The sequence below is a fragment of the Archangium minus genome, from assembly GCF_044360475.1.
GTDB lineage: Bacteria > Myxococcota > Myxococcia > Myxococcales > Myxococcaceae > Archangium > Archangium minus.
In genome coordinates this window covers 11,499,098-11,516,326 of sequence record NZ_CP043494.1, presented here as the reverse complement: position 1 = coordinate 11,516,326, position 17,229 = coordinate 11,499,098, and the positions used below count along the sequence as shown (strand labels likewise).

The window sequence follows — 17,229 nt, the reverse complement described above, 5'->3', positions numbered from 1 at the left end:
CACTGCCCAGCAAGGGTCGAAGGAGAGCAACCGGTGAGAATGTCTGTGAACGTGCTCGTGCTCAGTGGGATGCGGCTCACGATGGTGCTGGTGGGCTGTCTCTTGCTCATGCCCTGGAGCGCGCACGCGCGGGGCAGCGTGCGGGACTATATCCTTGCAGCACGAAGCCTCTACGAGGATCTCGAATACGAGAATGCCCTGGAGCAGCTCTCCCGTGCCAGACCCTTCTCCACCGGTTCGGCGGACGAGGCGCTCCTCTCGCTCTACGAGGGCTGCATCCTGGCGGACCTCGGCAAGCAGGAGGCGTCCAGCGCGGCCTTCAAGACGGCCCTCTATCTCCAGCCGGACGCGATGCTGCCCATGAAGGTTTCGCCCAAGGTGGTGCGGCGGTTCGAGTCCTTGCGCGCTCAGGTGAAGCGCAGTCTGGCGAAGCGGGGGGACGTACCGCGCCGAGAGGCCGAGGCGCGGCCTGTGCCACCGGTCGTGCCTGCTCCCTCGCCTCAGGTCATGCAAGCCTCTTCGGCTGCGCCCGTCTCGCTCGCTGTGCCCGTCGCGGAGGTGTCTGGGGTTGGCGGCATGCGAGGCCGTGCGTGGCTGCCCGCGAGCGTGGGCGGGGTGTTGCTGGTGGGCAGCGGCGTATCGTACGCGCTGGCTCTTCACGAGCGCTCCAGGCTTCGAGGGGAAGGGCCGCCCTTCGCCTCGCTCCAGGACGCGGAGCGCAGCGCCGCGCGCGGACGGACGTACCAATCGGTGAGTTGGGGCCTCATGGGGGCCGGGGTGGTGGGACTGGGTATCTCCGCGGGGATGTATTTGTTGGGAAGGCCCGAGGAGCCAGGGAAGGTGGGGCTCAGCGTGAGTACGGATGGAACCTCTGCCTTCCTGTCTGGGAGATGGCCGTGAAGACGTCTTCTTGTTTTCTCCTGTCGTTGGGTGCGCTGTCGGTCTTCCTCTCTTCCGGATGCATTGATTTCGGCAAGGAGCTGGAAGACCATCTCCTGCGCAACTCGATGCAATGCGAAGGGCGAGCGGACGGGGACCCTTCCAAGACACCGTCTTTCCGCGAAGTGCCCGGGTCTTCGCTCTATGTGGAGAGTGGAGGCCGGCTGGCCTTCCAGGTCACCGCGGAGGACCCACGGGGATGCGAACTTCGCTTCTCGTGGTCCGCGAGTGTCGGCACGTTGGACTTCGTGCAAGAGACCGCCACCACGAGCGAGGCCCGCTGGACGGCCCCTGCGTGTCTGGGACCGGGAGAGACCGCGTCCTTCACGGCCACCGTGAGCAATGGATTGGACTTGTCGGTCACCACCCGCTTCTCTGCCGTGGGCATTCCGGACTGCCCGAGCTGGTCTTCCACAGGCGAGTTGGGCGAACTCCGCGATGGCCACGCGGCGACGCTGCTGCCGTCGGGCAAGGTCCTGGTGGTGGGTGGCGACATCGACTCCGCGGTCACCAACAAGGCGGAGCTGTATGATCCAACGACAGATGCCTGGGTGCTCGTCAGTCCCATGAATAGGGGCCGCGCTGGTCACACGGCGACGCTGTTGCCGTCGGGCAAGGTCCTGGTGGTGGGCGGGTCTGTAGTACAGCTGGACGACGCTATTGCCAAGGCGGAACTGTACGATCCGAAGACGAACACCTGGACTTCCTCTAGCTTATGGTCCACGGGCCGCGAGAACCACACGGCGACGCTGCTGCCGTCGGGCAAGGTCCTGGTGGTGGGCGGCACGGACAGCGGGGGGTATGCCCTTGATCCAGAGCTGTACGACCCAGCGACGGACACCTGGTCCTTCGCTGCCAGTTCGGAGACAACCCGCTATTACCGCTACCATGGGCATACGGCCACACTGCTGACGTCCGGCAAGGTGCTGGTGACGGGCGGAACGGCGTATAACGATGGCGAGTACTCCGCCCATGCGGAGTTGTACGACCCGGCGACGAACACCTGGACGCCCACCCAAAACATGAATGCGAGGCGCAGGTTCCATACGGCGACGCTGCTGCCGTCGGGCAATGTGCTGGTGACGGGCGGCGAAGGGCCCGACGCGATCCTCACCACCGCGGAGTTGTTCGATCCGGCGAAGGGGACCTGGACGCCGTCCACCTCGCTCCTCTCAGTGAGCCGCATGCACCATGAAGCCACGCTGCTGCCCTCGGGCAGGGTGCTGGTGACGGGCGGGGAAAACGAGCATGAGTACCCTGCCGTGGCGGAGGTGTATGACCCTGTAACGGACACCTGGGCTTCCTCCGGCAGCATGTCCGGAGGCCGCGTTGAGCACACGGCGACGTTGCTGTCGTCGGGCAAGGTGCTGGTCGTGGGTGGCTACAGTCCTGGGTGGGATCTCCTCTCGGCGGAGGTGTACGACCCGGGCGCTGGCACCTGGGTCTCGACCAGCGGCATGTCCGCGTCTCGTCGTGACCACACGGCAACGCTGCTGACCTCGGGCAAGGTGCTGGTGGCGGGCGGCGGCGGAGGTTCCTCCACGGCGGAGGTATACGACCCAGGTGCTGGCACCTGGGAGCGGGTCGGCAGAGCCATGACGGAGAGTCGCACTGGCCACACGGCGACGCTGCTCCCGTCGGGCGAAGTGCTGGTGACGGGAGGCTTCGACCCCCAGGCGAACTCCTTGGGGACCGCGGAGCTGTATGAGCCGGTTGCGAGCACCTGGACGTCCACCGGCAGCTTCGGCGGCATGGTCGGCCGCTATTTCCACACGGCGACGCTGCTGCCATCAGGCAAGGTGCTGGTGACGGGCGGTATCGACAACCAACGTGGATCCCTCGCCACCGCGGAGCTGTACGACCCGGCGACGGGCACCTGGACGGTCACCGGTCAAATGACCACGGCCCGTCATTCCCACACGGCGACGCTGCTGCCGTCGGGCAAGGTGCTGGTAACGGGCGGCGTGGACCTGGGAAAGGCCGGGTCTCCCGACAGGGCGGAGGAGTACGATCCGGCGACGGGCACCTGGACGGTCACCGGCCGAATGGCCACGAACCGGAAGGACCACACGGCGACGCTGCTGCCGTCAGGCAAGGTGCTGGTGACGGGGGGCGAGGGGAGTGAAACGTCTTCCGTCACGGCGGAGGTCTACGAGTCGGCAACGGGGACCTGGACGTCCGCCGGACGCCTGACCCGGGGTCGCAGCGCTCATACGGCCACGTTGCTCCCGTCGGGCAAGGTGCTGGTGGTGGGCGGCCTCAATAGCCAGATGTCGTTCAGCCCGGCGGAGCTCTATGATCCGGCGACAGGCGCCTGGACCGCCACCCTCAGCCAACCCATGGAGCGCCAATCCCATACGGCCACGTTGCTGCCATCGGGCAAGGTCCTGGTGTCGGGAGGCATCCCTTCGGATAAGCACCGCTCCACGGCCGAGGTGTACACCCCCTGAGCGTGGAGCTACGGCAGCCCTCGTTCGCGGACCTCGACCGCGGAAAAAAAAGACGCCGGAGCGCTCTGGGGGTCGCTCCGGCGTCAGGACTTCGAGACGTCAGGACTTCTCAGACGTGAATCACAGGCCGCGGTACTGGGCGACCAGCGCGTCCATGCGATCAGACTGGCCCGCGGAGAACGTGTTCATGCACGAGTCGTCGGTGTAATCCATGAAGTTGGTGACGGGATCCAGGCCGGCGGTGGAGCAGGTGTCGCGGCCAACCGGGCAGCCGTAGGCGGCGGAAGCCTCGGCCGGGGTGTCGCTCACGTAGTCGCCCGAGGCGGTGCAGCCGCCCTGGAACGTGTGGTACAGGCCCAGCCAGTGGCCCGCCTCGTGGGTGAGCGTGTCACCCTCGTTGTACGGGGCCGCGGTGCCGCCGGGCAGCGAGCTGTAGAGGACGACCACGCCGTCGTTGGTGGGGTTGGAGGTGTAGCTGGAGGGGAACGTCGCCCAGCCGAGCAGGCCCTGGCCCATGTTGTTGGAGTAGATGTTGAGGTCGCCCGCGCCGCCCTTGCGCAGCGCCGTCTTCATCTTCTTCTCACAGGCGCCGCCGCTGCAGGTGTACCACTGGGAGTTGGTGGTGCGATCCGTGCCCACCAGGGTGAACTTGAACGGCGTGTTGCTGTACGCCGCGTTCAGCACGGAGATCTGGCTGGCGATCTGCGCGTCCGTGATGTTGCCCTGGCTGGTGCTCGTGCCGTTGTTGATGACGTGCCAGTAGACGTTCACGTTCACCGAGCCGTTGGCGCGAGCCTGCGTGCGCGTACGGCCGCTGATCGCCATTTCCACCGTGGCCTTTTCGGCCTCCGAGAGGTCCTCCGTAGCGCAGCCACTCTTCACCACCTGCTGCGTGGGCTGCTGCTCCTCGGCCGGCTGCTGCTCGGCGTTGTTGCAACCCGTCAGCGCCATGACAGCGCCGAGCACCACCGCGAACTTGCCACTCGAGACAACGCTACGGGACATTTCCAACTCCTCAGGAAAAGTTGGTCTAACTTATATCCCAAGGATTTGAGACTCACAAGGGGAGAAATGCATTTTCTGGAAGATTCCAGTTACACGGACGTGGGGGAGTCTCGGAGAGTCCAGAAAAAGCAAAACGCCGGAGCGCGAAGGGCGCTCCGGCGTCGGGATGTCGGAATCCGTGTGAATCCCGCCGGGGATGGTCAGTGGACGATGGCCTGCCGGGCCGGGGGCGCCACCAGCAGCGAGAGGTTCTCGAAGGCCTCGATGTTCTGCCGGATGTAGGCGCGCTTGATCTTGCCGCTGGTCGTCTTGGGGACGGTGTGGGGGGCGACGGGGATGACGCGGTTGGGGCGCACGCCGGAGCCCTGGTAGACCATCTCTTCCACGTGCTTGCACAGCTGGCGCAGCGCGTCGGCCTTGGTCTCGGTCGTCTCGCAGACGATGACGATGTCCTCGGTGCCCGTCTGGAGGTTGTTGACGCCCACGGCGGCCACGCAGCCCACCCGGATGCCGGCCACCTGGGAGGCGGCGTTCTCCATGGTGTACGGGTGGTGGTTCTCCCCCGCCTTGATGATGAGATCCTTGCTGCGCCCGCAGATGAAGAGCTCGCCGTCGGCCACGTAGCCCAGGTCCCCGGTGTACAGCCAGCCGTCGCGCAGCACGGCCTCGGTGGCCTCGGGGTTCTTGAAGTAGCCGCTGAAGAGGGACGTGCCCCGCAGGAGGATTTCACCCTCCTGGCGCTCGCTCACCGGACGGCCCTCGTCGTCGACGATGCGCAGCTCGATGCCATTCAGCATCCGGCCCACGCTGAGCACGGTGAAGGCGTCCGGGCCTCTGCCGTCGGGGTGGGGCTCGGCCCGCCGCCGCGAGGCCAGCGCGGAGCGGGAGAGCGTCTCCATGCGCAGGGGCTCGTTCCGGGCCCGCGAGGACACGCCCACCACCATCTCCGCCATGCCGTACGAGGGCAGCCACGCGTCCTGCTCGAAGCCACAGGGCTGGAAGCGCTCGGTGAACTGGCGCACGTTGTCCGCGTGGATGAACTCCGCGGCGTTGTAGGCCCGCTCCCACGCGCTCAGGTCCAGGCCCTCCAGCTCCGCGTCCTTGATGCGCTTGACGCACAGCTGGTAGGCGAAGTTGGGCGCGAAGCACGAGGTGGCGCGGAAGTAGTGCATGGCCCACAGCCAGCGCGAGGGCTTGAGCAGGAAGCCGAAGGGCGGAATGAGCGCCGTGGGCAGGCCGTGCACGAAGGAGGACAGGGTGGAGGCCACCAGTCCCATGTCGTGGTAGAGCGGCAGCCAGCACACCATCAGGTCATCCGAGTCCCACTGGCCACCCTCGCCAATGGCCGCGCAGTTGGCCATGAGCGCCCGGTGGGAGATTTGAACGCCCTTGGGCGCGTCCGTGGTGCCCGAGGTGAACTGGATGAAGGCCACCTGCTCCGCGTCGACGGTGGGGGGCTCGAAGGACTCGGCGTCCGCCACCAGGTCCTTCGGGGTGGCCACGAAGGGGGCCTCATGGCCCGGCTCGGGCTGGTAGTCCAGGAGGGCCTCGTGCGCCAGGTCCACGAAGTCCGGGTCAATCAGCATGGCCCGGGCGTTCAAGAGCCGCAGCTTCACGCGCAGCCGCTCGCCCCAGGACTGCACGGAGACCTTCGAGGAGGGCAGCTCGATGAGGCAGGGCGTGGCGCCCACCAGGCCGCAGGCGAAGAAGCACTCGAGGAACTCGGGGCTGGTGTCGAAGGAGAGCACCACCATGTCGCCCGGCTTCACGCCGCGCGCGCGCAGGTTGGAGCCCAGGCGCATGGCGTTGTGGTGCAGGTCCCCCGCGGTGAGGACGCTGAGCCGGTCCTCCAGGTCCACGAAGTAGAAGAGGGGCTGCGAGGGGCGAGTGCGTCCCCAGTGCACCACGGCCTCGGCCAGCGTCTGCACGGGGGCCGGGGTGGCGCGGGTGGGGGCCCGCTGGGGAATGTCTCGGGTGGGGTGACGCCCCACGCCGGGGCCGAGTTGGACGTGTCCCGTCTGTCGCCGCAGGGGCGCCTGGCTCATCGGTGTGTGTCCTCGGTGTAGGAACGGCTCAGAACCGGACCAGCATGCCCTCGACGGTGAGGCCGGGGCCGAAACCCATCATCACGCCGTACTCGCCCCGCTTGGGCTTGTCCGTCTTCAAGACCTCTTCGAGCACCAGCATCACGGTGACGGCGCCGCAGTTGCCGTACTCGCTCAGCACATGCCAGCTGGCGCGCATCCGCTCCTTGGTCAGCTTGAGCTGCCTGGCCAGCGCCTCGAGAATCTTGGGCCCGCCCGGGTGGATGAGCCAGTGCTGGATGTCGCCAGCGGTCAGCTTCTCCGGACCGAGCAGCTTCTCCAGGAAGGCGTCCACGTGCTCGCCGAGCACGAAGGGCACATAGGGCGACAGGGTCATGCGGAACCCGTCGTTGTGCATGTGCCAACCCATCAGCTCGTGGGTTTCGTAGAGCTGCTCGGTGTGGGAGCGGATGAACTGGACGCCCTCTCCATCCGGGGCGCTGCCGATTACCGCTGTGCACGTGGCATCCCCGAAGAGGCCATGGATGACGGCCTGCTCCGGGTCCGGCGTGGGGTGGTAGTGCAGGGAGGCGTACTCGGAGGCGTTGGCGATGACGTACTCGTCGGGGCGCGCGGCGATGCTGTCCATGGCCACCCGCAGCGTGGGGAAGGCGGCGAAGCAGCCCATGTGGCCCACGAAGGTGCGGCGGATGCTGGAGCGCAGCCCGAGCTTCTTCGCGATGAAGAGATCCAACCCGGGTCCCGAGTAGCCCGAGTTGGTGGTCATGGTGAAGGCGCCCACGCGGGTGCGATCCAACTGCCCGAGGGCCTTCTCCACGGACTGGCCCGTCACCTGGAGTCCCACGCGCTCGTAGACGCGCACGCGGTCACCCACGCCGAGGTTGCCGTTCCTGAGCTCCACGCGCGGATCCCACGCGAAGAACCTCCGGCGCACACCCGTGTTCTTGATGATGCGCTCGGCGTTGCGGATGTCTTTGTACCAGTGCTTGAACAGGTCCTCGTAGATCTCATCCTGGGTGATGGCCAGGGGAGGGAAGGCCGAGGCAATGGACAGCAGGGTAGGACGGCGGGGTGCTGCGAGCGTCATGCCGCCTCCACGTCGAGCTCACCTTGCTCGGCGGGGGAGATGTCGACGGCCTGCGTCTGGGAGGTGCTCGCGGAGGGGCTCTGCGACAGGCGTTCATCGATGAAGTCCACCAGGCTGCCCACGGTGTCGTGACCGCGACGCGAGGCCTTGATGTACCAGGGGGTGAACTCGATATCGGCGACTTCGTCCTTGAGCCGGGAGATCATCGACTCGAGGTGGAAGGAATCCATTCCCAAATCATACGTCATCGAGGCGAATTCGCTCACGTCGTCCGGGAACAGGCCACTGTTGGTGGACAGGATGATGTTGCGGACGTGATCGAGAATCTCCTGCCGGTGCATATGGACCTCCCGCCTCGGGCGAGTCAGCGCGTGGTGGCCCCCCCTTGCAGCAATGACAGAATATTACAAGTACGGGGCATGCCCGGTCAATCAGGAAAATCCCTCTAGAACCGCAATGTGGGATTAACGCGGAGTGTCACCTACATGGCATTTCATCCGCGCTTCCGAGGGAGGGGGGTTCCCCGGCCGGGCAGAAAGCATCGTGTGCACCCGCTGAGAAATTGGAAAGCCCGGAAAGACCTGCCCAGTGGGAGGAGCCTTCCATTGACTACTCGACGTGGTACTGGCCGGCAACCTGGCTGACCTGGCCGGAGACCTTCTGGAGGGTTTCGGCCGCCTCCTGGGTGGACTCCAGCCGCTCCATGGCCTGATCCATGCTGCGCGACAGGTCGGCGATGGCGTTGAAGATTTGAGCGAAGCCGGCGTTCTGCTGGCTCACGGCGGAGGTGATTTGAGACACGGCCGCGGAGCTCTCGTTCACCATCAGCGAGAGCTGGCGAAGGCTGTCACCGGACGTCTTCACCTTGCCGAGGCCACCTTCCACCTGGGCGGCGCCCACGTCTGTCATTGCAACGGCGTCACCGATGGCATTGCCCACCTCGTCGAGGATGGTGCTGATGCGGGTGGTGGCGCGGATGGACTGATCGGCCAGCAAGCGGATTTCACGGGCCACGACGGCGAAGCCCTTGCCGTGCTCACCCGAGCGCACCGCCTCGATGGCGGCGTTGAGCGCGAGCATGTTGGACTGGTCGGCCAGGTCCTTCACCGTCTGGGTGATTTCACCAATCTGCACGGCGCTGGCCTGCAGGCGCTCCATCTTGCCGCGGATGGCGAACACCGAGTCGCGGATGGCGCTGAAGCCCGCGATGGTCTGCTCAATGGCCTGGGTGCCGGCGCGGCTGAGCTCCTCGGCGTGACGCACCACGTGCAGCACCTCGCGAGCGCGGTGCGCGGTGAGGTCGGAGGTCTGTTTAATCTCCTGCGCGGTGACGTTGGTCTCCTGGATGGCGGTGGCCTGGGTGATGAGGGCGCGGCGCTGGTCGTCGTTGGCGTGGCGCAGGGTGGCGCCGGCCTGGACGAGCTGGGCGGCCGACTGCTGGAGCGTGCGGGGCAGGGCGCTCAGCTGCAGGACGACGGCGTTGAGGCCAAAGGCCAGGTCGCCAATCTCGTCGGTGGACACCCACTGGGGCGGGCGCACCTTGCCCACGGAGAGGCCCTCAATGGCCTGGAGCACCGCGAGCGAGCCCTGCTCCTGGCGGCGCGCCAGCATCCACGCGGAGACAGTGGCGAGGGTGAGCAGGAAGACGGCCAGCACGGCCACGGGGATGCTCAGCTCGGAGAGGAGCGAGGCGCCCAGCCCTTCGAGCATGAAGGCGGCCTGGTGCTGCCCGGCGGCCTGCAGATCCTCGATGTAGCGGCGCTGCACGTTGCCGGTCTGCACGGCCACGGTGAGGCCGCCCAGGACGATGAGCGACAGCACGCAGACGACGAAGGCATAGGGCAGGAACCAGGACTGGCGCACCCAGAAGAAGCCGCCGCCCACCACGCGCAGGTGGGGGTGACTCGCCTGCTCCTCGAGGGCCAGGGGCTGTATCCAACGCTCAATGACGATGCCGGCGGGAAAGGACAGCAGCAGGCTGAGCGACAGCGCGATGGCGGTGCCCCAGACCACCAGCCACAAGCTCTTGTCGAACCACAGGCAGACGCCGGTGCAGAAGAAGATGGCACCAAAGGCGTAGGAGCCCGGCAGCACGTAGAAGGCGATGCGCCAGGGCAGCTTCAGCAGGCGGCCCAACCGCAGGCCGGGGGGCTCGCCCGGAAGCGGCTGGATGGCGCTGTTGTGCAGGTAGTGGATGAGCAGCGGCGGGTAGAGCACGCCCCAGACGAGGATGGTGGGCGGCAGCAGCCAGAGGACGGATTGGGAGAGCTGGTCGCCCTGGAGCCCGAGCACCATCCCCACCAGGTAGGCCAGGAAGGGGGCCAGTGGCATCGCGCACGAGCGCAAGAGCGCATCGATGCGTCCGGGCAGGGAGCGGTGGCTGCTGCTCATCGGATTGGATAACGCCATGGTAGTGGCCCGGGGCGGAGCGGTAACGCCGGCGGTATACGTGGCCGCCCTGGGAGCCGACCACGCCTTCTGAATGCAACGCTATCACCTTTGTCCACCAGGGCGGGAAGGGGGCCGGAGTCACACCCGTGGCGTAGCCCACACATGGCGTGGAGTCTGGCTGCTCGGTAGCCCTCTGTGCGGACTCGGTCGCTTGCTTCGCGCGTCACAGCTTCATGCGTTTGAAGACGCGCTCGGGGATGCTGCGGATGGCGAACATGATGGGGCTCCAGAAGCCGGGCAGGTACACCTCGTCCTTGCGCGAGTCCGCCGCCCGGACGATGCCGCGCGCCACCTTGTCCGGCGTGGCGAAGAGCGCGTTCTTCTTCACGTCGGCCGTCATCGGCGTGTCCACGAAGCCCGGCTTCACCGTCACCACCGCCACGCCCGAGCGCGCCAGCCGGTTGCGCAGCCCCTGGAGGAACACGCTCAGGGCGCCCTTGGAGGCGCCGTACACGTAGTTGCTCTGCCGGCCCCGGTCTCCCGCCACCGAGGAGATGACCACCAGCGTCCCGGCCTTCTGCGCCTCGAAGCGGTTGGCCAGCGGCGTGAGCAGTGACACCGCGCTCAGGAAGTTCGTTCGCAGCACCTTCTCGGCCTCCGCGAAAGAGCGCTGCGCCGCTTCCTGGTTGCCGAGAATCCCGTGGGCGAGCAGGGCTCCGTCGAGCCCTCCGAGCGCCACCGTGGCGCGCTCCACCAGCGCCTCGTGCTGGGCGAGGTCGTCCAGGTCCAACGCCTCGGTCTCCACCTTGGAGGCGCCCCGCGTCCGGGCATCCTTCGCCACCGCATCCAGCCGCTCGGCGTTGCGGCCCACCAGGTACAGCGCTGCGCCCCGTGCGGCCAGCAGCCGCACCGTGGATTGGGCAATGGCGCTCGTGGCGCCGAGGACGAGGACCTTCTTCATCATGGGGGGGTGGTTTATCCCGCGCCGTTCACCCTGCGCCAGAACGATGAGGAGAACGCGGGATCTACGTACTTCGCGAAGCGCTCGCGCTCCGGGTAGTACGCCGCGAAGCTCTCCGGGCTCATCCGCGCATCCTTCGCGGGGTACACCCGCCCGCCCGCCTCGCGCGTCACCCGGTCCAGCTCCTCCACCAGCCGGTACGTCCGCTCTCCCCGGTTGGCGAAGTCCAGCGCCAGCGTCATGCCCCGCTTCGGGAAGCTCATCATCCCCGGCGAGGGCACGTCGCCGAACATCTTCAGCACCGTGAGGAAGCTCGGCATGCCGCTGCGCGCGCCCCGGTCGAGGATCTCCTTCAACGCCGCCGTGCCCGTGTCACTCGCCGGCACCACGCACTGGAACTGCAGGAAGCCCCGGCGCCCGTAGATGCGGTTCCACCGGTGCACCCCATCCAGTGGGTAGAAGAAAGGATCGTAGTGCACCAGCCCGGTCCGGTTGAGCCGCTGCCGGTGGTAGTAGAGCCAGTTGAAGGCCGCCACCGACAGCCGGTTGAGCGCGAAGCCCGGGAAGTCGAAGGGGACGGCCAGGCCGCTCCGGCGCGACAGGTGGCTCTTCGAGAGCGGCACCGCGTCGAACTGCGGCGGCGCGTGGTTGCCCCGGTAGAACAGGCCCTTGCCCAGGTTCCGGCCCCGCCCCAGGCTGTCCACCCAGGCCACGGTGAAGTCGTAGTCCTGCTCGGACTCCATCGCGAGCTTGAGGAAGTCATCCACGTTGGAGAGGGGAATCGTCTCCTGGTAGATGTACGGGTTGCTCATCCGCCGCAGCTGGATGTCCGCCCAGGTGATGAGCCCCGTCAGGCCGAGTCCGCCGATGGTGGCCTCGTACCAGTCCCGGTTCTGCTCCAGTGAGCACTCCCGCCGCGAGCCGTCCGAGCGCACCAGCTCGAAGCGCGGTACGTGCCGCCCGAAGGTGCCCGCCCGGTGGTGGTTCTTCCCGTGGACGTCGTTGGCGATGGCCCCGCCCACGCTCACGAACTTCGTCCCCGGCGTCACGGGGAGGAACCAGCCCTGCCATGACACCAGCCGGAGGATGGCGTCCAGCGTGACTCCCGACTCGCAGCGCAGCACACCCGTGGCCGGGTTGAAGTCGAGGAAGCGATCCAACCGCGTCGTCGTCAGCAGCGCGCCGCCCGCGTTGAGGCACGAGTCGCCGTAGCTCCGGCCTTGCCCGTACGGCAGCAGCGAGCCGCCTCCGGCGGGGAGCGGCAGAGGCTCCGTGGTCCACGTGACGGGGAGCTCCCGCTGCTCCGTCACGCGTGGGTACCTGCCCCAGGATTTCAGCTCCATCCCCACGTCCGTTACTCCCTCATGTCGCGGCCAGCAGTACGCCCGCGGCGATGAGCCCCACGGCGTAGCTGACCTTGTCCTTCAGCGCGAAGACGAGCGGGTCCTCGTTCACCTGGCCGCGGTGCGCCAGCAGCCAGACCCGTCCCACCCAGTACATCATCACCGGACACAGCAGCCACAGGCGCTCCGGGTGGAGGTAGAGCGCCGTCACTTCCTTGCTGGTGATGTAGAGCGCGAGCACCAGCACGGACAGGTAGCCGCTCGACACGCCGAGCATGGCCAGCTGCTCGTAGTCCCCCGCCACGTACCCGCGCCCCGGCGCCGCCGACTCGTTGGTCAGCCGCAGCCGCCGCACCTCGCTCAGCCGCTTCACCAGCGCGAGCGACAGGAAGAGGAACATGGAGAAGGTGAAGAGCCAGCTCGAGGTGGGCACGCCCACGGCCAGCGAGCCGCCGAAGATGCGCACCGTGTACAGGCCCGCCAGCACCAGCACGTCCAGCATCAGCACCTGCTTGAGGTACAGCGAATACGCCAGCGTAATCCCGTAGTAGGTGCCCAGCAGCGCCAGGAACTCGCGTGGCAGCAACAGCGCCACCGCCGCTCCGGCACCCAGCAACACGGGGGCCAGCCACAGCCCCGCGCGCACCGACAGGTCTCCCGCCGCGAAGGGCCGCTTGCGCTTGGTGGGGTGCTTGCGATCCGAGTCCAGGTCCAGCAAGTCGTTCAGCACGTACACGCTCGAGGCGCACAGGCTGAAGGAGATGAAGCCCAGCAGGGCCTGGAGCAGCAGCGACGCGTTGAGGGCCTTGTGCGCGGCGAGCAGGGGCACGAAGACGAGCACGTTCTTGGCCCACTGGTGCACTCGCAGTGCCTTGAGCAGCGTGCGCGGGAGCGACCGGGTGGGCGCGGAGCGGCGCACCTCCTCGCGAGGGCCGCTGAGGGGGTTGTCGCTCGTGTGGACCGCGTCGAAGAGGCCCAGGTGCGCGGCCACCGCCTCCGCCACCCGCCGAGCCGCCTCCGTGGCCAGCACCACCCGGCGACCACGGGCCCGCTCCTCGGACAGGCGCGACAGCAGCTCCTCGTCGTAGGGCAGCCGCGTCACATCCAGCTCCACCCGCCGAGCCACCTCCGCCCGCAGGAAAGCCGGGCCCCGCAGGCTCCACCCCACCACCGCCGGAGCCAGGTACGGTTGGCGCTTGAGCAACCGCAGCAGCCCTTCGTGCAGCGTGTCCGTGCGCGCCAGGACGCCATCCAACTCGACGGCGAGCGGCGTTGCTTGCTGCGACTCGGGTGGGGTGGGAGCGGTGGTCAACATGGGTGGCGGCGCCGCAGGGTAGCGCAGCGGGTACCTACCGCACCCTTTCTGTGTGAGGCCAGTGTCCAAGAACTCCCGGACAGCCAGGGGGCAGGCGAGCCCCGCTCACTCAGGGCGGGCAATGAGGAGCGTCTGCAGCGGCAGGTTGCGAACCGGCTTGCTGCTCTCAATGCGGAAGCCCGCGTCGTCCAGGAAGCCCTCCACCTCCGCGGGCGTGTAGGCGGCCGCTTTCGAGGTGAGGAAGTAGTGCAGTCCAATGAGCGGCGCGGCGCTCGGGGGCTTCTCCCGGTCCTCGCGCAGGTACTCCAGCACCGCCAACGTCCCCTTGTGCGTGAGCGCCGTGCGCACCCGGCGCAGCAGCGCCACGTTCTGCGCGGGCGTCAGGTGGTGCACCACCTGGAAGAGGAGCACCGCATCGTAGGGGCCTCCCAGCTCCGAGGTGAGGAGGTCTCCCTCCTTGTGGGTCACCAGGTGCGACAGGCCGGCGCGGGCGATGATCTCCCGCCCCACCTGCACACTCCCCGCCAGGTCCAGCACCGTGGCCTTCAGCCCTCGGTTCTGACGGCACAGCTCCGCCGCGTACCAGCCGTGCGCTCCCCCCAGGTCCAGCACATGCCGCGCTCCTCGGGGCAGGGGGATGGCGCGCACCACCTCAGGCGCCGACAGCCGCGCCATCTGGTGCATGGCATGGATGTAGGAGCGCCAGCGAGGGTCCTCCGGGGAGAAGTGGTGGATGTCCACCGCCTCTCCCGTGCGCACGGCCTCCTCCACGTGGCTCCACCACTCCCACTGGGTGTAGTTGAAGTCCAGGAAGCCCCCCACGTACTGAGAGGAGCGCGGGTCCAACCAGCGCCGGGCCCGGTCCGCCATCCGGTAGCGGCCCTTCTTGCGCTCTACCGCGTCACAGGCCTCCAGCGCCTCCAGCAGCGCGCGCGTGCCCTCCGGCGACAGCTGCAGCCGTGCCGCTAGCTCCTCCACCGTGGCCGAGCCGTCAGCGAGCGCCGAGAAAATCCCCAGCCGCTCTCCGGCCATCAGCGTGCGCGCCGCCATCATCCCGAAGAAGGCGTGCGCCAGCGGCTGGGGGGCCAGATTCAGCCAGTCCGCCACCCGCTCCAACAGGTTGTCTGCCTTGAGCCCAAGCCTCATCGTTCCTCCCGGCGACGCCGCCGGGCCGCCACCACCAGTCCCAGCCCCACCACCGCCAGTGTGTCCTCTGGACCAAGCAGGCAGCCTACGCGCTCGGCCTGACGCACGCCCGTATAGCGGCACGTGCCCTGAGAGCAGCTGAAGCGTGCCGCGCAGTCCCCGCTGGTGCGGCAGGCCCCGCCGGGCCGGCCGGTGGAGTCATCCCCCTCGGGGTTGTCACGATCCGCGCCCCCGTTGCCCACCGAGGCGTCCGGGACGTCGTACAGGATGCCCGAGTCCGGGAGGCCCCCGTCCTGGGCTCGGGCCGCCACTGGCAGGAGCAGGGCGAGGAAGAGGGTGAGGCGCGACAACATGCTACGGGTCGGGGAGGCGGTCTTCATGGAGCGCTTCCAACCTATCCGCCCGGCGGGCGGGATGCACCCATTGGGAAGACAAGCTCTTACGGAAGCTCGGGCTTTTGGTTAGGGTGGGCCCGCGATGGCTCCCCGAATCCTCGTGGTCGATGACAACCAGGAGCTGCTCTCCCTCCTCACCCAGCTTTTCGAAGATGCCGGTTACGAGGTGGTCGGAGCGAGCAAGGGCAAGCAGGCAGTCGAGGTCTCCCGGGCCCAGCCGCCCGCCGTGGCCGTGCTCGACATCCTGCTCCCCGACATGATGGGTTACCACCTGGCGGATGCGCTGCGGAAGGATCAGCCCCAGCTCCCCCTCATCTTCATCACCGGTGTCTTCAAGGGCGGCAAGCACGCCATGGAGGCTCGGCAGAAGTACGCGGCCGCCGGCTACTTCGAGAAGCCCTTCGAGGCCGCCAAGCTGCTGGAAGCGGTGCAGAAGCTGACGCCCGTGGACAAGAAGGCCGCGCCCCCAACCGCCCCGGAGGATGCCTTCGACGTAGAGCTCGACATCGACGTCGAGGAGGAGGGCCCTCAGGACGCGATGGAGCTGACGGGTCGCATCAAGGTGACGGGCGGCGACAACCTCACCGCCGAAATCCGCGGCGCCAACCTCACCGCCACGCCCCTGCACAAGGTGCCTGCCACCCTGGTGCGTCCACCCGTGCCGGGTCGCCCGCCGGATCCGCTCCCCGTGGGCGCGGGCTCTCCGGGCCACCGCCGCGGGGAGCTCAAGGACAACCTGCCCTCGTTGCTCACCGCCTTCTACCTGTCGCGCGAGACGGGCGAGCTGGGCGTGCAGCGCGGCAAGGTGCGCAAGGTCGTCTACTTCGAGCGTGGCACCCCGGTGTTCGCCCTCTCCAACCTGCTGGCGGACCGCTTCGGTCAGTTCCTGGTGCGCGTGGGGAAGATCAAGCCTGAGCAGCTCGAGGACGCCTCGGCGGTGGCCTCGGCGAGCAACCGGCGCACCGGCGACGTGCTGGTGGAGCGTGGCCTGCTCAAGGACACCGAGCGCCTGTACTACGTGGGCCAGCAGGTGAAGGCCATCATCTACTCGCTCTTCTCGTGGGAGGAGGGCACCTACGTGATGAGCTTCAAGGAGAAGGCCTCCGCCGAGTCCATCAAGCTGGACGTGCACCCGGCCAACCTCATCGTCCGGGGCATCAAGAAGCTCTACAAGCCCGAGCGCCTGCGCCGCATGCTTCGGCCCGAGGACCGGCTCATCCCCTCCGTGGCCCCGGCCTACCAGCTGCACGAGGTGGAGCTGGAGCGGTGGGAGGCGGAGCTGCTGCCGAGGATCGACGGCAACCGGACCGTGGGCGAGTTGCTCGCGTACGCCAATCGCCCCGACCAGCTCGTCTACGGTTACCTGGTGGCGATGGTGTCGCTGGGCATCCTCGAGCAGCGCAGCTAGCGCCACCCCGGTGGGGGTGGCGCTAATCCGGTCCGCTCAGAGGCGGCTGGCAATCCAGAAGAGGCCGAGCGCGGCGGAGCCGACAGCCACGACGCGCTGGAGCCGCTCGGCCAGCCCCGAGCCCAGGCGGGAGAGGCCCTCGGCGAAGAGGAGGCCCACCGCGCCCATGCCCACGAGGATGCCGAGCGCGAAGCCGGGGAGGTACGTCCACCCGGAGGTCTGCAGGCTGCCGCCCACCAGCAAGGGAGGCAGGGCCAGCAGCAGCGAGCGCACACCGCTGACGGCCATGAGGGCGCCAGCGGCGGTGCTCACCCGGTCATGCATGTGGGCGCCATGCATGTGCGAGTGGGGCTCCTGCGTGTGACCGGGCAGGTGGGGGTGGCCGTGGCGCAGCACGTTGGGGAAGAGGAGGGCGGTGACGGCCAGTGCCACCAGCACCACGCCGCCGAACACCTCTGCCCAGCGCTCGAACGTCTCGGAGAGGCCCACGCCCGCCAGGAGGCAGAAGGTGGCCACTCCGCCGAGCACCGCTGCGTGTCCCACGGCGAAGCGCAGCGCGATGAGGAGGGTGGTGCGGCGTCGCGCCGGGCCCAGCGTACCGAGCGTGGCCATGGCAGCGCAGTGGTCCGGCCCTACCGCGTGGAGCAGGCCCTGGCCCAGACCGATCAGGAATGCGAAGAAGAGGGGCGACACAAGGGAGCACCCTACCCCCCCTTGGTGTTCGAGGCCAGCAGGAGGGTTGTA

14 protein-coding genes are annotated in these 17,229 nt (G+C 68.0%); 3 read left to right on the top strand and 11 right to left on the bottom strand.

The window, feature by feature from the left end; translation table 11 throughout:
• The first annotated feature begins 33 nt into the window (after positions 1-33).
• Together F0U60_RS47125 and F0U60_RS47120 are read left to right on the top strand one after the other, a co-directional pair.
• Entirely contained in the window at positions 34-900 is an 867-nt protein-coding gene (locus tag F0U60_RS47125; protein ID WP_395810439.1) for a hypothetical protein, read from the top strand.
• Positions 891-3,389: a kelch repeat-containing protein gene (locus tag F0U60_RS47120; RefSeq protein ID WP_395810437.1), complete on the top strand. Its 2,499-nt coding sequence runs from the start codon at positions 891-893 to the stop codon at positions 3,387-3,389. The genes F0U60_RS47125 and F0U60_RS47120 overlap by 10 nt, the downstream gene beginning before the upstream one ends.
• Positions 3,390-3,509: 120 nt before the next feature.
• Here F0U60_RS47120 and F0U60_RS47115 read toward each other — a convergent pair whose 3' ends face one another.
• The 10 genes from F0U60_RS47115 to F0U60_RS47070 all read right to left on the bottom strand — a co-directional run bounded on the left by F0U60_RS47115 (position 3,510) and on the right by F0U60_RS47070 (position 15,062).
• On the bottom strand, positions 3,510-4,394 hold the full coding sequence (locus tag F0U60_RS47115) for a zinc metalloprotease (protein WP_395810435.1): 885 nt from the start codon (positions 4,392-4,394) through the stop codon (positions 3,510-3,512).
• A gap of 200 nt (positions 4,395-4,594) precedes the next feature.
• Positions 4,595-6,439 carry a fatty acyl-AMP ligase gene (locus F0U60_RS47110; protein WP_395810433.1) on the bottom strand — a complete coding sequence of 615 codons (1,845 nt, stop codon included), beginning with the start codon at positions 6,437-6,439 and terminating at the stop codon, positions 4,595-4,597.
• Between the two features lie 28 nt (positions 6,440-6,467).
• Positions 6,468-7,526, bottom strand: coding sequence for a type III polyketide synthase (locus tag F0U60_RS47105; RefSeq protein WP_395810431.1), 1,059 nt, complete (start codon positions 7,524-7,526; stop codon positions 6,468-6,470).
• Positions 7,523-7,867, bottom strand: coding sequence for an acyl carrier protein (locus F0U60_RS47100; protein WP_395810429.1), 345 nt, complete (start codon positions 7,865-7,867; stop codon positions 7,523-7,525). The genes F0U60_RS47105 and F0U60_RS47100 overlap by 4 nt, the downstream gene beginning before the upstream one ends.
• A gap of 268 nt (positions 7,868-8,135) precedes the next feature.
• On the bottom strand, positions 8,136-9,935 hold the full coding sequence (locus F0U60_RS47095; RefSeq protein WP_395810427.1) for a methyl-accepting chemotaxis protein: 1,800 nt from the start codon (positions 9,933-9,935) through the stop codon (positions 8,136-8,138).
• Positions 9,936-10,140: 205 nt separating this feature from the next.
• On the bottom strand, positions 10,141-10,878 hold the full coding sequence (locus F0U60_RS47090; RefSeq protein ID WP_395825753.1) for an SDR family oxidoreductase: 738 nt from the start codon (positions 10,876-10,878) through the stop codon (positions 10,141-10,143).
• 14 nt (positions 10,879-10,892) lie between these two features.
• The gene (locus F0U60_RS47085) at positions 10,893-12,221 is read right to left on the bottom strand and encodes an FAD-dependent oxidoreductase (RefSeq protein WP_395810425.1); all 1,329 of its coding nucleotides are present in this window, start codon (positions 12,219-12,221) and stop codon (positions 10,893-10,895) included.
• A 19-nt stretch (positions 12,222-12,240) separates the two neighbouring features.
• Entirely contained in the window at positions 12,241-13,536 is a 1,296-nt protein-coding gene (locus F0U60_RS47080; protein ID WP_395810423.1) for a UbiA family prenyltransferase, read from the bottom strand.
• A 105-nt stretch (positions 13,537-13,641) separates the two neighbouring features.
• Positions 13,642-14,682 carry a methyltransferase gene (locus F0U60_RS47075; RefSeq protein ID WP_395810421.1) on the bottom strand — a complete coding sequence of 347 codons (1,041 nt, stop codon included), beginning with the start codon at positions 14,680-14,682 and terminating at the stop codon, positions 13,642-13,644.
• Complete coding sequence (locus F0U60_RS47070) at positions 14,679-15,062, bottom strand: MXAN_6627.5 family MYXO-CTERM protein (RefSeq protein WP_395810419.1); 384 nt, start codon at positions 15,060-15,062, stop codon at positions 14,679-14,681. The genes F0U60_RS47075 and F0U60_RS47070 overlap by 4 nt, the downstream gene beginning before the upstream one ends.
• A gap of 97 nt (positions 15,063-15,159) precedes the next feature.
• On the opposite strand from F0U60_RS47070, the gene F0U60_RS47065 reads away from it, so the two are divergent.
• A complete protein-coding gene (locus F0U60_RS47065) occupies positions 15,160-16,485 on the top strand; it encodes a response regulator (RefSeq protein ID WP_395810417.1) in 1,326 nt (441 codons plus the stop codon).
• Positions 16,486-16,521: 36 nt separating this feature from the next.
• Here the strand turns inward: F0U60_RS47065 and F0U60_RS47060 are convergent, their stop codons facing one another.
• On the bottom strand, positions 16,522-17,178 hold the full coding sequence (locus tag F0U60_RS47060) for a hypothetical protein (RefSeq protein WP_395810415.1): 657 nt from the start codon (positions 17,176-17,178) through the stop codon (positions 16,522-16,524).
• Between the last annotated feature and the right edge of the window lie 51 nt (positions 17,179-17,229).

Coding starts and splice junctions, on each gene's coding strand:
- F0U60_RS47120 (WP_395810437.1), top strand. CDS start 891: ATGGCCGTGAAGACGTCTTCTTGTTTTCTCCTGTCGTTGGGTGCGCTG.
- F0U60_RS47075 (WP_395810421.1), bottom strand. CDS start 14,682: ATGAGGCTTGGGCTCAAGGCAGACAACCTGTTGGAGCGGGTGGCGGAC.
- F0U60_RS47090 (WP_395825753.1), bottom strand. CDS start 10,878: ATGAAGAAGGTCCTCGTCCTCGGCGCCACGAGCGCCATTGCCCAATCC.
- F0U60_RS47110 (WP_395810433.1), bottom strand. CDS start 6,439: ATGAGCCAGGCGCCCCTGCGGCGACAGACGGGACACGTCCAACTCGGC.
- F0U60_RS47070 (WP_395810419.1), bottom strand. CDS start 15,062: ATGAAGACCGCCTCCCCGACCCGTAGCATGTTGTCGCGCCTCACCCTC.
- F0U60_RS47085 (WP_395810425.1), bottom strand. CDS start 12,221: ATGGAGCTGAAATCCTGGGGCAGGTACCCACGCGTGACGGAGCAGCGG.
- F0U60_RS47100 (WP_395810429.1), bottom strand. CDS start 7,867: ATGCACCGGCAGGAGATTCTCGATCACGTCCGCAACATCATCCTGTCC.
- F0U60_RS47115 (WP_395810435.1), bottom strand. CDS start 4,394: ATGTCCCGTAGCGTTGTCTCGAGTGGCAAGTTCGCGGTGGTGCTCGGC.
- F0U60_RS47095 (WP_395810427.1), bottom strand. CDS start 9,935: ATGGCGTTATCCAATCCGATGAGCAGCAGCCACCGCTCCCTGCCCGGA.
- F0U60_RS47105 (WP_395810431.1), bottom strand. CDS start 7,526: ATGACGCTCGCAGCACCCCGCCGTCCTACCCTGCTGTCCATTGCCTCG.
- F0U60_RS47065 (WP_395810417.1), top strand. CDS start 15,160: ATGGCTCCCCGAATCCTCGTGGTCGATGACAACCAGGAGCTGCTCTCC.
- F0U60_RS47080 (WP_395810423.1), bottom strand. CDS start 13,536: ATGTTGACCACCGCTCCCACCCCACCCGAGTCGCAGCAAGCAACGCCG.